Annotated in this window: 13 protein-coding genes; 6 read left to right on the plus strand and 7 right to left on the minus strand. The window is 52.2% G+C overall.

The window, feature by feature from the left end:
* Positions 1–149 precede the first annotated feature (149 nt).
* Positions 150–1,394 (plus strand): multidrug efflux MFS transporter MdtM, encoded by a 1,245-nt coding sequence (gene mdtM, locus DA718_RS24840; protein ID WP_112215133.1) that lies wholly within the window; start codon positions 150–152, stop codon positions 1,392–1,394.
* Positions 1,395–1,480: 86 nt separating this feature from the next.
* On the opposite strand, the gene metC is transcribed toward mdtM, so the two are convergent.
* Positions 1,481–2,671 (minus strand): cystathionine beta-lyase, encoded by a 1,191-nt coding sequence (gene metC, locus DA718_RS24845; protein WP_112215134.1) that lies wholly within the window; start codon positions 2,669–2,671, stop codon positions 1,481–1,483.
* A 37-nt stretch (positions 2,672–2,708) separates the two neighbouring features.
* Entirely contained in the window at positions 2,709–3,941 is a 1,233-nt protein-coding gene (locus tag DA718_RS24850) for a dicarboxylate/amino acid:cation symporter (RefSeq protein WP_112215135.1), read from the minus strand.
* Between the two features lie 224 nt (positions 3,942–4,165).
* Between DA718_RS24850 and DA718_RS24855 the strand changes: the two genes are divergently transcribed.
* A complete protein-coding gene (locus tag DA718_RS24855; RefSeq protein ID WP_112215136.1) occupies positions 4,166–5,092 on the plus strand; it encodes a LysR family transcriptional regulator in 927 nt (308 codons plus the stop codon).
* 131 nt (positions 5,093–5,223) lie between these two features.
* On the opposite strand, the gene DA718_RS24860 is transcribed toward DA718_RS24855, so the two are convergent.
* Positions 5,224–5,850: an IbrB-like domain-containing protein gene (locus tag DA718_RS24860; protein WP_112215137.1), complete on the minus strand. Its 627-nt coding sequence runs from the start codon at positions 5,848–5,850 to the stop codon at positions 5,224–5,226.
* Complete coding sequence (locus DA718_RS24865) at positions 5,850–7,061, minus strand: phosphoadenosine phosphosulfate reductase (RefSeq protein WP_112215138.1); 1,212 nt, start codon at positions 7,059–7,061, stop codon at positions 5,850–5,852. The genes DA718_RS24860 and DA718_RS24865 overlap by 1 nt, the downstream gene beginning before the upstream one ends.
* Before the next feature lie 433 nt (positions 7,062–7,494).
* Here DA718_RS24865 and DA718_RS24870 point away from each other — a divergent pair, with 433 nt between their 5' ends.
* The 4 genes from DA718_RS24870 to DA718_RS24885 all read left to right on the plus strand — a co-directional run bounded on the left by DA718_RS24870 (position 7,495) and on the right by DA718_RS24885 (position 10,039).
* A complete protein-coding gene (locus DA718_RS24870; protein ID WP_112215139.1) occupies positions 7,495–7,734 on the plus strand; it encodes a DUF2164 domain-containing protein in 240 nt (79 codons plus the stop codon).
* Positions 7,735–7,844: 110 nt separating this feature from the next.
* The gene (locus tag DA718_RS24875; protein WP_112215140.1) at positions 7,845–8,996 is read left to right on the plus strand and encodes a double-cubane-cluster-containing anaerobic reductase; all 1,152 of its coding nucleotides are present in this window, start codon (positions 7,845–7,847) and stop codon (positions 8,994–8,996) included.
* 9 nt (positions 8,997–9,005) lie between these two features.
* Complete coding sequence (yjiL, locus tag DA718_RS24880) at positions 9,006–9,773, plus strand: putative 2-hydroxyacyl-CoA dehydratase activator YjiL (protein ID WP_112215141.1); 768 nt, start codon at positions 9,006–9,008, stop codon at positions 9,771–9,773.
* Positions 9,770–10,039, plus strand: a complete 270-nt coding sequence (locus DA718_RS24885) for a putative Se/S carrier protein (protein ID WP_112215142.1) — start codon at positions 9,770–9,772, stop codon at positions 10,037–10,039. Before yjiL ends, DA718_RS24885 begins: the two co-directional genes overlap by 4 nt.
* Here DA718_RS24885 and DA718_RS24890 read toward each other — a convergent pair.
* The 3 genes from DA718_RS24890 to DA718_RS24900 form a co-directional block, all read right to left on the minus strand.
* Positions 10,026–11,213, minus strand: a complete 1,188-nt coding sequence (locus DA718_RS24890; RefSeq protein ID WP_142514849.1) for a fimbrial protein — start codon at positions 11,211–11,213, stop codon at positions 10,026–10,028. The two genes, DA718_RS24885 and DA718_RS24890, sit on opposite strands and share 14 nt — an antisense overlap.
* A 19-nt stretch (positions 11,214–11,232) precedes the next feature.
* Positions 11,233–13,752, minus strand: a complete 2,520-nt coding sequence (locus DA718_RS24895) for a fimbria/pilus outer membrane usher protein (protein ID WP_112215144.1) — start codon at positions 13,750–13,752, stop codon at positions 11,233–11,235.
* 66 nt (positions 13,753–13,818) lie between these two features.
* Positions 13,819–14,514: a fimbrial biogenesis chaperone gene (locus tag DA718_RS24900; RefSeq protein WP_112215145.1), complete on the minus strand. Its 696-nt coding sequence runs from the start codon at positions 14,512–14,514 to the stop codon at positions 13,819–13,821.
* Between the last annotated feature and the right edge of the window lie 14 nt (positions 14,515–14,528).

Here is a 14,528-nt window from a genome sequence, read left to right on the forward strand (position 1 = left end):
AGCCAGTTTGGACACGGACAGCGCGGAACAACGGAGCGTACACGTAGTACGTGAGGTTGTGAGCACTGCCCAAGGCCAAAATGGCAAATAAAATAGCCTAATGGGATAGGCTCTAAGCGTGCATCGCAAAACTCAACAAGGAGCCCCTGATGTTGCAATGGATGACCCGCTTTTTTGCCCGCCATTCCACCACGTTGTTCTTCCCGGCAGCGCTGATCTTGTATGATTTCGCGGCTTATCTGACCACCGACCTTATCCAGCCGGGCATCATCCACGTGGTACACGATTTCGACGCCGATGTGGCGCTGGCTCCCGCGTCGATCAGCCTGTATATGGCCGGTGGCATGGCGTTGCAGTGGCTGCTCGGGCCGCTCTCGGATCGTATCGGTCGTCGTCCGGTGCTGCTGACCGGTGCGCTGATCTTTACCCTTGCCTGCTTTGCGACCATGCTTACCACTTCGATGGAGCAGTTCCTCGCCGCGCGCTTTATTCAGGGCACCAGCATCTGTTTTATTGCTACGGTTGGCTACGTCACCGTGCAGGAAGCATTCGGTCAGACCAAAGCCATTAAGCTGATGGCGATTATTACTTCGATCGTACTGATTGCGCCGATTATCGGCCCGCTCTCAGGTGCTGCGCTGATGCATTTCGTTCACTGGAAAGTACTGTTCGGTATTATCGCGGCAATGGGCTTTATCGCCTGGCTGGGGCTGCTGCTGAATATGCCGGAAACCGTGCAGCGCGGCGACCTTCCCTTTAGCGCCAGCGGCGTGCTGCATGATTTCCGCGATGTTTTTCGCAACCGAATTTTTCTGTTTGGCGCCGCCGCGCTCTCGCTAAGCTACATCCCGCTGATGAGTTGGGTGGCGGTCTCGCCGGTGATCCTGATTGACGATGGCGGGCTAACGACCGCAGAGTTCGCCTGGACCCAGGTACCGGTCTTCAGCTCGGTGATCGTCGCTAACTTGTCGGTGGCGCGCTGGGTGAAAGACCCGACCCGCCCGCGCTTTATCTGGCGCGCGGTACCCATCCAGATGACCGGGCTGGCCGTGCTAATCCTCGGTAACCTGCTGTGGCCGCACGTCTGGCTGTGGTCGGTAATAGGGACCAGCTTATACGCCTTCGGCATCGGGCTTATCTTCCCGACGCTGTTCCGCTTTACGCTATTTTCCAACGATTTGCCAAAAGGGACCGTCTCGGCCTCACTAAACATTGTGATCCTCAGCGTCAGCGCCCTCTCCATCGAAGCGGCTCGCTGGTTATGGTTTAACAGCGGCAAGCTGCCTTTTCACCTGCTGGGCGTCGTGGCGGGGATCGCGGCCGCCTGCTGCCTGGCGGGATTATTAAATCGCCTTCGCCAGCATGAACCTTCGTCGCTGGCGACAGAGAAATAAACCTGTTTTAGATATGGTGCTCGCATTTTTGCCGGGTGGCGGCTAGCGCCTTACCCGGCCTACAAAATACTGTGGGGCGTTATTTATCAAGCAATACGGGTAAATCCGGCTTCCAGATCGGCAATCAAATCTCCCACATCCTCCAGCCCGATATGCACCCTCACCAGCGTCCCGCTGAAGTCAACATCCCCCGCCGGGCGAATGCTGTTCAGTTCCTCCGGCTGGTTTGCCAGAATTAATGACTCAAACCCACCCCAGGAATAGGCCATATGAAACAGAGAGAAATTATCGAGGAAATTCGCCATCTGCTCGTCGGTCAATCTGTTTTTCAGCACAAAGGAAAACAGACCGGAGCTTCCGGCAAAATCACGCTGGAAATATTCATGGCCCGGACATTCCGGTAACGCCGGATGGTTGACTCGCGCCACTTCCGGTCTTGCCGACAGCCAGCGAGCAATATGAATACTGCTCTCCTGGTGCTGCTTAAGGCGAATGGCCAGCGTACGCAGCCCGCGGCTACCGTTGTAGGCGGTATCGGCATCCAGCGTTTGCCCCATGAGATATGAATTCTCACGCAGACGATCCCAGCAGCGAGCGTTAGAAACCGCGGTGCCCAGCATCCCGTCGGAATGACCAATGGTGTACTTTGTTCCAGCCTGTATGGAGATATCGACGCCATAATCCAAAGCCTTAAACAGCACGCCCGCCGCCCAGGTATTGTCGATCATAATGATAATTTCAGGGTTAACCGCACGGATAGCTTTCACCATGCCCGGCACATCCTGCACTTCCATGGTGATGGAACTGGGCGATTCAAGAAACACCACCCGGGTTTCAGGGCGCAGAAGGTCCACAATACCCGCGCCAATCATCGGATCGTAATATGTGGTCTCAACATTGAATTTACTCAGGATCTTATTGCAGAAATCCTGAGTCGGCTCATAGGCAGCCCCGGTCATCAGGATATGGTCGCCACTCTCGACGAACGCCAGAATCGCGTTAGTCACCGCCGCAGCGCCGCAAGGATAGAGCGCGCAGCCCACACCACCTTCTAAATCACTCATCGCTTTCTGAAACGCAAAGTGGGTATAAGTCCCGCGCCGACCGTAAAACAGTTCCCCATTAGCGCGATTCGCAGTGGCAAATTTTTTGTCCTTCACGGTATCAAATACCAGCGAAGAGGCGCGCTGAATGACCGGGTTTACCGCCCCCTGTGTGTAACGTTTGTCACGTCCAGCGACGATCAGTTGCGTTTCGAGCTTGATAGAATCGTTCATAATATCTCCTGTTAACTGCTTAATCCGTATGGAAAACCTACACCACCGCGACCGGCGAGTTCGCCTCAGCAATCACCTGCTTTTTCCCGGCAAACCTCTCCACTATCTGTGCCGCGTTTAAATCGTGGATCACGTTGATAAGCGTCGCCGGAGCGTCCGTTATCGCCCCCAGCACCACCAGCATTGGGATGGCTTCCATTGGAAGTCCCAGCGTAGTAACAATAAAGATTTCCCCAAGAAATGCGCCACCCGGTACGCCGCCAACGATGATGGCGGAAAGCACGGCGATCAGCATCGTCAGGAAGAACGTCTCAGCGGTGAATTCCATTCCCAACACCGAGTAAATAAAGACAATTTTCAACGCCGCAATCATCGCCACGCCGCCTTTATTCAGGTTGACCAGCAGCGGAATTGAGACGTCGACGATTTCCGGGTTGATCCCCATCGCTTTACCGGCACGTAGCGTCACGGGTAAGGTTCCTAATGAGGAACAGGTTCCCAGTGCAGTAACCGACGGTTCGATAGCGTTACGCCAGAAAGCCTTCACCGCAGGAATACCGCCGCCAATGTACGAATAAAAAATTGAGCCAAAAATGTAATAGACCAGCGTGGCAGCCATAAACAGGCCGATAGCGCGGGCAAAGGTCAACAACAGCGCGGAGTCCTGGCTTGCCATCGTCGCCGCGAAATAACAACCGAGCCCCACTGGCGCAACCTTCATGATGATGGAAACAATCTTCATAATGACGGTGTTGATATCTTCCAACAGCGACGCGATGCGTTTACCCGCCTGCTCCGATTGCCCAATGGCAATACCGGCGATAATCGCCATCACGATCAGCGCAAGAATATTGGACTTAGAGAACAGCCCGATAAAATCGCTAGTGGTGATCATGCTGACAAAGTCCATCTTTCCGCTCCCTGCCTGTACAGACTGAGAGAGATCGATAGTGACGCCTTGCGCTGGGTTATACCAAAGCGCGAGCGCTACAATCCCGGCTGCTGGAATAAACGCCATCGCGATAGAAACAATAAAGATAATTGCCATAATGCGCCCCAGCCTTTTCAGGTCGGTCATACTGGCAATAGAGGACATTACGCTGATACCCACCAGCGGAACGATAATCATAAATAACAGGTTTAGAAATATCTGACCGACTGGCTGCAATTTGCTTGCTAATGCTGGAGCGTAAATACCTAACAGCCCACCAGCAACCAGAGCGGATAAAAGAATAATAGAAGATTTGTAGGGTTCGAGTCGTGTCCACATAACCGGCACCTTTTAATTTTAAATAATATTAAATGAGATTAAATTCACAATTTGATGATTTTTTGCCTTCCCCCCTTTATTTTGTGATGCAACTCACTTAAGTTGTTATTTATTCACTTTAAACGCGTTTTATTTCCTATTAATCAATAATTACATGTTTAAATTACCAATGTAACCGCCTATTCGTACCGTTTTTGCAAATCACTTGTGAATAAAAGGAAAAAATGAGCGCGCAAATATCGCTAAAAAATTTAGAATTTTTTATCAAAATCGTAGACTGTGGAGGATTGTCTGAAGCCGCAGCTCAGCTCAACGTGTCGCCTTCGGCAGTCAGTAAAAGCCTGGCGGCAATGGAAAATTCGCTAGGAACCACCTTAATTAAACGCACGACCCGCAGTATTACTCTGACCGATGCAGGGCAATATTTGTTTAACCGCGCTAATAAATTACTGCAGGAGTTCGATGAAACACTCAATACCACTTCGAGCTATGATCAAAATCCGCAAGGCGAATTACGCGTCACGTGTTCAATTGCATTTGGTTATTCTCACCTGGTCAACCTGGTTGATAAATACCGCACGAAATTCCCGGATGTGAATCTTTATATCGACCTGAATGATAATTTTATCAATCTGAATGAAACTGATTTCGATATCGCTCTGCGTATCTCGACCGCACCGCCACAAAACTACGCCATGCGCAAGCTGGTACCCATCCGCTGGGCATACTGCGCTTCTCCGGGTTATCTCGCTAAAAAAGGAATTCCCCAACGCCGAATTGATTTGGCAGGCCACGATTGCCTGGTGTACCCCGGCCTCACGCCTGTGCTGAAAATAGCTGACGAGCAGGATCGCATGCATCAATTGAAACTTCATATGCCTATTCAAGCGAACAGCAGTCTGGTGCTGTTGAAGTCCGTGTTAGAGGATCAAGGCGTCGCATACCTGCCAACTTATTTGATTGGCGGGCATATTCAAAAAGAGGAGATCACACCGCTGCTGCTTGATGGCATGATTACGTGTGAAACGCACGCCCTGTATGCCCTCTATTTCCCGAGCAAATACAGCAATCCGAAGGTACGTTCATTTATCGATTTTCTGGTTGCGGAACTGGGAACGCTGCCCACATGGGATAACTGGATCCCCGGATGAACGTTTGCGCTCCCCGTCAGTCTTCGACCCTTACCTGATAAACACCAAACGCGCCGGACTACCGGCGCTTCGGCTACTGCTGGATCGGCACTTTGGACAGGAAAAACGTCTCGCGACCTCCTGGAGGCGCGCTACTCCACGGTCCAGGCTTCGCTAAAGCTCTCATCGGCGAACAGCTCCGTCAGGCCGCTGATCTGTTTAAGGCGCAGCACCTCGTCGGCATCCATACCGAGCTCTTCACCAATGCGTCGATCGTCCCATCCCTGACGGTGCAAATCGCGGACGATATCCGACATCGCCGCGATCTGGTGCTTTCCTCTGGCGCGATTATGACGAATAGTGGCGGCAATACGCTCTTTCTGCCCCTCGCGTTCAGCATTAATCAGGGTCACCGGAAGATAGCCATGCAGGCGTCGACTCAGCTCCGGACGCGTCTTACCAATCAGGTGGCGATGAAAACCATCCACGACCAGATGCCGCCGCTGCTGGCGGGCTACCACCACTGGTTGGGTGAAACCATCCAGTTCGATGGATCGCTCCAGAAGTTTCTTTTCCACCGTCGCCATCACGTTAGGATTATAGTCATTTGCCTCTACCGTTTTGGACTCGACCCACAGCACGCAGTCAACCGGTTCGCGGCAAAACGGGCTGTGCTGATGAATCAGGCTCTTCAGCTCGTTAATCGCTTTGATTTTCAGGTCAAGATCGTCAAACGACTCGAGATATTCGATCACTGTTTTAGCCACATCCGGTGACATCAGAGCGTCCTCCACTCTTTACGTTTATTGCTCATAAGCCGACAGTACCGTTCATAGTGCTTAGGCTGCGTCGGGCTGAATGACAGCATCCGGCACCAGAAATCGTTTTTCAGCAACGTTTTGCAAATCCGACGCCATGAGGGAACATCGCGATAGCCGAGATCTTTTTCCTGCTCATCGGGGATATCGTCAGGGAAACCACGGGTCTGGTACCAGTGCAGATAGATGGCGATTTTATTGCGGTAATGTTCAGCGGTTTTTTCCGGCATGCTGTCGAGCAGGAAGAGCGCATACTCGCGCCAGCTAAAGTGCGCGGGCTTGCGGATTTTCGTCTTCAGAGCAAAGTAGTCGCCGCTGGCATTGGCGTAAATCGCGCCGCTATGTGCGCCGCATACTCGTCGGCACATGCGTTCCCACGTCTCCGGCTCCAGAATGTGATAAAGCCATAACCCGCGCCGCTGCTCAGGGCCAAACGGCTCGCAGACGCGCATATTCTTTAGCGGTACTCCGGCGCGATGCATCAGGTCATAAAGCGGATTGTAGGGCAGCCTCGACTTGTGGTTAAAAATCCAGATATCGCGAGTACGCCAGTCATAGAGCGGATAGCAGGTATAGCTGAACCCCTCAGGCGAGGCGGTCGTCCAGGGCTTATCGTCCTCAAAACGCAGTTTAGTTGGCGAGGTCAGCGCCATATAGCGATGCAGTGACTCATCGGTACGAATGCCGATTAGCGAAGCGAGACTCCGGCCCGCAGCCAGCCAGTGAGAGAACGCTGGAACAAAAGCTTCAAACGTCATTTCGGGCTGATAAAAAGGGAAAAAACCAGCATCGGTGATCGCGTCATCGGGCGGTTGCCTCACCCATTCAACGCCTGCCCGCCAGGCAACCCATTCCGGCTCATGCTGCGATACGCCGCTCACCGTCGTCATGGGCAGCGCCACCCAGTAGAACTGGCTCACCACGTCCTGATAGCGGTTTTTCATATTTTGCACGTGCTGGATAGTTAATAAATACTGCGCTTCCCAATCCACGAACAATACCGCAAACTTTTTCCCTTTTTGACGCGCGACGACCGCCGCCAGATGAAATAATACCGTTGAGTCTTTACCGCCGGAAAAAGATAAACAAACCTGCTCAAAAGTATCAAATACCCAATCCAGGCGTATCAGTGCAGCGTCAAAAACATTCATATTCAGTTTTACGCGTTTCATCCTTCGCCCCTGAGAAATGAATCGCTGTCAGAATATACTTATATACCCATCATCCTTCAAACTGCCTCTTTGTTGGCTGCGTCTTGAATGATTTTAAGTATAGATAAATTCCGTAAGCCAGATGACCTTATATCAGGTCCATAGATTATTCAGCCAGATACCAACATGCTGAAAAAAAGCGAGCGCAACTAAATGTTATTCACATCAAAAAAAGATATTATCCCATTTAAATTCATAAGGTTATTGGAATATCTTCTATTATCTTCATTTACTCATAAAGATGTGATCTTAATCACATTTTTCCTTCGAGGTATTTTATCAATGTCATCCCTTGCTGGGAGAAAAACATCGTGCCTTAGCGCAACTACATCACCAATATCGGATATAATCTCAAGCCCTGTTTAACGCTAACGATATTTATAAAGGAATGTTAATGAGCGATATAGATCTCAGCCCGGCACAACGCGATCTTCTACGCGAGAAGCTGTGTCAATACTGCGAAGAGAATTTTGAACTGGAGTTGGAGCAATTTGACGCCGAATTCTTTGTCGACTTTATCGCTAAAGAACTGGGGCCGATGTTTTATAACGCCGGGATTGATACAGCGATTAGCACCCACGTCGCCTGGAGCGATCGGATTCAGGAAGAGATGGACCTGAAAAAAGTCTATTAACACCAACCGTCCAATAGCTCGACATGAGTGGGAGATCAATAAAGACTTACTATTAACATGGTTATAATGCGGCTTCTTTCATCATCTCCCGTGTACGGGGAAGGAAAACCATGTCGCTTATCACCGATCTACCTGCCATTTTTGACCAATTCTCCGAGGCTCGCCAGAAGGGCTTTCTCACGGTCATGGATCTTAAAGAGCAAAATATCCCGCTGGTTGGCACCTACTGCACCTTTATGCCGCAGGAGATCCCGCTGGCCGCAGGGGCGGTAGTCGTTTCACTGTGCTCAACCTCCGACGAAACGATTGAAGAGGCGGAAAAGGATCTGCCGCGCAACCTCTGTCCGCTGATTAAAAGCAGCTACGGCTTTGGCAAAACCGACAAATGCCCCTACTTCTACTTTTCCGACCTCGTAGTGGGCGAAACCACCTGCGACGGCAAAAAGAAGATGTATGAGTACATGGCCGAATTCAAAGCCGTGCACGTCATGCAGCTACCTAACGGCGCCAACGACGACGCCTCTCGGGCGCTGTGGAAAGCAGAAATCCTGCGCCTGCAACGGGCCGTGGAGGACCGCTTCGGCACGCCCATTACCGAAACCGCCTTGCGCGAAGCCATTATCCTTAAGAACCGCGAACGCCGGGCGCTGGCGAACTTCTATCGCGTCGGGCAACTTAACCCGCCCGCACTCAGCGGCAGCGATATTTTAAAAGTGGTTTACGGCGCGACTTTCCGCTTCGACAAAGAAACGCTGATTGATGAGCTCAACAGCATGGCCGAACGGGTTCGCCAGCAATGGCAGGAGGGCAAACGGCTGGAATCGCGGCCACGCATTCTTATCACCGGCTGCCCGATTGGCGGCGCGGCGGAAAAAGTGGTGAAGGCGATTGAGGACAACGGCGGCTGGGTGGTCGGTTTTGAAAACTGCACCGGAGCCAAGGCCACCGAGCGCTGCGTCGAAGAAACCGGCGACGTCTACGATGCTCTGACCGACAAATACCTCGCCATCGGCTGCTCCTGCATCTCGCCTAACGACCAACGCTTAACCCTGCTCAGCCAGATGGTGGAAGAGTACCAGGCCGACGGGGTGGTGGACGTTATTTTGCAGGCCTGCCACACCTACGCGGTGGAATCGCTGGCGATTAAACGCCACGTGCGCCAGCAGCACAACATTCCCTATATCGCCATTGAGACCGACTATTCGACAGCGGATATCGGCCAGCTCAGCACCCGCGTCGCGGCCTTTATTGAAATGTTGTAGGAGGCATGAGTGACGTTTACCGCAGGGATTGATTCCGGTTCTACCGCCACCAAAGGCATCCTGCTCCAGGACGGCGCGATCCAGCGCCGTTTTCTCTGCCCGACGCCGTTTCGCCCCGCCGATGCCATCGTTGAGGCGTGGGAAACGCTTTGCGCCGGGCTGGATGAACGGCCGTTTTTAACCTTAACCGGCTATGGTCGCCAACTGGTAGATTTTGCCGATAAGCAGGTGACGGAGATCTCCTGCCACGGTCTCGGTGCGCGTCTGCTGGCACCGGAGACCCGGACGGTCATCGACATTGGTGGTCAGGATAGCAAGGTTATCCAGTTGGATGATGACGGCAATCTCACCGATTTTTTGATGAATGACAAATGCGCGGCGGGCACCGGGCGCTTTCTGGAGATTATCTCGCGTACGCTCGGCGCCAGCGTCGAACAGCTCGACAGCATCACCGAAGGGATTGAACCGCATGCGATCACCAGCATGTGCACGGTGTTCGCCGAATCCGAGGTCATCAGCCTGCGTTCAGCTGGAGTGCCGCCGGAGGCCATTCTCGCCGGGGTGATCAACGCCATGGCCCGGCGCAGCGCCAATTTTATTGGCCGCCTGTCGGCACAAGGCCCGCTGCTGTTTACCGGCGGCGTCAGCCACTGCGCGGCGTTCGCGCGAATGCTGGAGGGCCATGTCGGCATGGCGGTGCATACGCATCCCGACGCGCAGTTTGCCGGGGCGATCGGCGCGGCGCTGATCGGTTTACGTCAGAGGAACCGCAGGTGACGGAATATTTGTTTTTATTTCATTCGACGGTAGGCGTGGTGCGTACCCGCAAAGCCCTGCAGGCGGCGGGAATGACCTTCCGGGTGAAGGACATTCCACGCCAGCTGCGCGGCGGCTGCGGGCTATGCATCTATCTGAGCTGTGAAGCAGGAGCGGAACAGCGGTGGGCTGTTCCCGGTGAAACGCAGGCTGTTTACCATTTTGACGGCGAGGCGTTTGAACTCCTGCACGAATTCCCGCCTGCCGTAAACCCTACTGATAGTTAATGGTAAACTCGACCGACGTATCGGCCTTACCTGCCCGCAGCGTGCTCTCATTGTTACGTGCATAGCGCGCTCTCAGCGGTATTGCGTAGCTGGCGGTGGTTTGCAGCAGCGTCAGGCCAGAGTCGGTCAACGTATTGGCTTTAGAATTGGTTAGCACATTCACGTTATCGCGATTTTGTATCTCCAGGCACATCCCTTTTGCCATATCGATATCATCGGTCAGCGCTGCGCACTCGCCGCCCGCCGCCAGGGTTTGATAACCGCTGGCCGGATTAAGCAAAAAACTAATGCTATTCGGCATATCTGGCCCAGCGATTGTATAATCATCTTTATTTGTCCAACGTATCACCGCCGTCGACGACGAATCCGACGCGTTGCGGTTATAGCGCCCATACATCGGCGGACAGTTCAGGAGATTGATGTTGAAATCCACCCATTCGGTGGTCGTCGATTGCGCAATTGAGTGCTCCCCCATTGGCACCGTCACATCCGGCGTCTGGCAGGTACCCGCAACGACATTCACACCACCCGAGATATTCCAGCGGTAACCATAATCCTGGGTTACACCAGTGGCATTCGTTGCCTGAGCGGAATGAGTAATCGCCGGGTACGTGAACGCCACAGTCCAGGTACCCGGGGCAATATCCCCGACTTTCACCAGCAGGAGTTCAAAGGCCTGATCGGCGTATGACGTGCCAAAGCTCCTCGATTCCGTGTCTGGAATATTCGTTTGCTTCGTAGAGGAGTCCGGCAATCCATATAACGATGTTGAATTATTGTTATAGGTAACGGCGACAACCACCCCAATGCCGGAAACCCCGGTACTGTAAACATTAAGCCCCTGGTACTGCCCGACAACTGCAGGCAGCGAACCCTCAATGTTTAACGCATGGACTAACTTAAGATACTCCCCGCCAGGCACGTTCGAAGTGCAGCCATCAACGCCGATGACCTGCGTATCGGCATCATAAATGTACTGCCTGTAAAGTACGGAGCCTACGGGTAAATCACGTAATGCCGAAACCGTCATACTTTTGCCTAATACCGAGACATATTGGTCGACGTAAGACGTACGGCCAGAATAATTTTTCGTACAATTAATTGTAGCGGACGAAAGAAACGGCAGCAGTAATAACCCCACTATCCCCCATCGTAGCCAGCTTTTAATCGGCATAATTAACCCTCCCTGGAGGTCAGCGGCATTCGGCATTAATATTGACAATCTCCGTCCCTGAAGAGGCCGGAAGTGAATAATTGATGGCGCAGGAATCCTCTTTGCTATCCCCCCAGCTCACCCGAAGCTGGCCTGAAATATGAGCAAGACGGGCAAAAATACGTTGCCCCTGCCCCACTACGCCCACCACGTTTTGTTCCGCATCCAGCACATCCGCACCGAACGGAATCATCTGGCCGTTGGTTAGTTGAATCATCACGGCCTGCCCTTGTAGGGTATCAAAATGCAGCTTAACCACCGCACCGCTGTAAGGCGCGATTTTCTGGCTGGTATTTTCCAGCTCAACGTTCTCCGATATACCTTTAGGATCGATCTCAATCTGGTTGATCTGGTAAGCGTTAAGATAAGGAACAATGGCATAACCAAAACGGTCGACAGTAACTCCTGGGTAACCACTCACTTTTGCCCCTTGAGCACCTTTAGCCTCGACCAGCGCCATGGTATCCGCGGTGTAAGGGGTCAACGTCACGCCGCCACTATGTGCAACTGCGCCGCCGCTAATGCCAAAAGAATAATTACTATAATGTTTACCTGTTCCCACCTGCGCCTGAAGCATTGCCAGAGAACTGCGTAACGAGGTGTTCAGCGAACCGCTGGTCGAATCCCCTTTATTGGAATTCGACGCCGACAGACCATAGCTCAACGAACTGTCTTCCAGCGCTGTACCGCTCAGCCCCAACTGTTCGCGTACCGCACCGCCTGGATCGTGATTCAGGTTCATCGACATCTGGCTGAACGGCGTCGTATTGCCGAGCGGAATGCTCAGCGTCAGCTGGTAGTGGTTTTCATAATCGCCATCACCGTTGCGGTTACGGCTCATACTCAGTCCGTAGCTCACTCGCCCCAAAGCATTGTTATAGCCAAACTGGTACTGGCGATCGGTTCCCTGATTTGCGTCCCAATAATCCTGCTGCCAGACGTTAAGGTAAAAATTCCCCCATCCTTCAGGCAAATTCTGACTGGCACTGATGTTGAGGCGGCTTTTGGGGCGATGAATATCCCAGGTATCATCGCCATATTTCTGCGCATCACGGATCTGCATCGCGGTCATAAAGTCCAGGTATTCTTCTGTCGAATAACGATACGCCGCAACGCTAAAATTACTGCCCGTCGACATAATAAACTGACTGTACTTCAGCTGATAGCTTTGCCCAGACATGCGTTTGCTATAGCCCTGCAGGGGCTTATCCAGCTGAGTTTGCGCCTGGGTGGCATCCAGAGAAAATGTCCCTACAGGCGTGCCCAACGCGACGCCCAACATACCTGCCTGATAATCTTCATTACCCTGAAGACCTGCATAACCGGTAAAAAAGTTATTCAGGCCACGACGCCATGTCAGTTCGCCAAGAAACGGCTCGCTTTCAACCTGATCTTTGCGAAGCTTGCCCATCGTCACGCTATAGTGGTTAGTGCCAGAACGGAGTAGATTACTGGTCGCCGCGTAGGGGATGGTCTGCTGCTGCTCGGAACCATCCGCCTCCTTAATGACCAACTGCAGGTCACCGCCGTAACCTGTGGGATAGAGATCGTTAATTTCAAACGGACCGGGTGATACGGCCGTTTCATATAACAGGCGTCCCTGCTGGAAAATCTGCACCTTCGCCGATGTACGAGCCGTTCCTCGCACAATAGGTGCATAACCTCGCTGGGAATCAGGCAGCATCTGCTCCTCATTTGCCAACTGAATGCCGCGAAATGCAAGGGTATCAAACAGCTCACCCCGGGTATTGCGGTCACCTAATGTCAGGCGTCCTTTTATCGCCGGAATGTCGCGCTGAACGTAGGAATTGAGCGCTTGATAGTGGCTGCCGATGTCATCCTGCCAGCTCCAGTTGCCATTGTGACGAAAATACCAGTTCCCCAGGTTAAAACCCGTAGTAATCCCCGAATAAGCACTTTCGTTTTCCGTTCCCCGGTTTTGCTGGTGATAATAGTTAGCGTTGTAGGTTAGCAGCCCCGCCGTCACGCCTTTGTTCCACTGCACCGGGTTGACGTAACCGCGCGGATTACGTACCAGATAAAGCGCTGGGATTGCTAAATCCAACGTTTGGTTGCTGGGGTCAAATTCCGACGTTACCTGAGGGATAATTTCCGCTGTCGCGAGGCAGGCATCATCCGCGCTATTAGCCAGCAGCGATTGCGCATCGTCGCTAAGTTTCTCGATATTCAGCGGCAGCGTGCGCCATGTTTCAGTGGTCAGGCATATGGCCCCTGTTTTGGCTGGCGGTTTTCCCTCGCTAACCGTAATATCCTGGAATCCCTGATACTGGTTGTTGATCCGCAGCTCAACGCGATATTTGCCGGGCACGGCCAGGTTGTGTTCATAGTGGGTAAGATCGATCTTTTTCTGGCTACCCTGGCTCATAAAGGTGCTATTAAACTGCACTTCATCTGCATCCTGCGCGATAGCAAAAGGGCTAAAACCAAGCGAGATCGCCACGACCAGAGGCGTCGGTTTAAAATTGCAGGAACGAATCATCAAGAACCCCGTTCTATTCCATTACTGTTTACAGGGCGGCGACTACACAATGAATACCGCATTAATTTATTTTTTATTAGGTTCCACAGGGCGTAGAGCGCCGTAGTCATTGATAATCATCGGGTACCAGCGGGGGGTTACGCGGTCCAGCGACCAAGTATGAGTTTCACCTGGCGTTAACATGCTGCCTGCGCCTATATTTTTTTCCCCTTTTTCATCTTCTGAAAAGTAGGCTACCGTCACGTGATATGGTGTGACGTTATGCGCGGTAACTTTATTTCCCTGACGCTTCCATACCACTTTTTCCGGTGCGTCACTCGCGTTTTTAATGAGGTTTTTTGGGCGATAAAAAAGTTTCAGACGTGAGCGAAAAGCCATCGATAGCAAGTTTTTCTCTGCCAGTTCGCCTTTAACCATGGGGGGAATTTCCAGAACATTAAGATAAAAAATGGATTCTTTATCCTGCGGTAATGCTTCACCCGTATAGCGAATACGCAGCGTTTGTCCTTTTCCAGCGTTAACACGGTTAATCGGTGGAGTTAATAAAAAAGGAGCTTTTGCCGTATCCGGGGTCGAAATTTGATCACCATCATCCACCCAGGATTGGATAAGCACCGGTGAACTCCCCTTGTTTTCCATCTTAACGGAGACTTCCCTTTCGCTTTCCGGGTAAATAACGCGCGTTCCTGTAATGACTACAGAGCTATAAACAGGAAAGGCCGCCGCCATGGCAAGTAGTATGGCAATAATGTTTTTTTTCATTATAGAATCCGTCC

Source organism: Klebsiella huaxiensis (assembly GCF_003261575.2).
GTDB classification, from domain to species: Bacteria; Pseudomonadota; Gammaproteobacteria; order Enterobacterales; family Enterobacteriaceae; genus Klebsiella; species Klebsiella huaxiensis.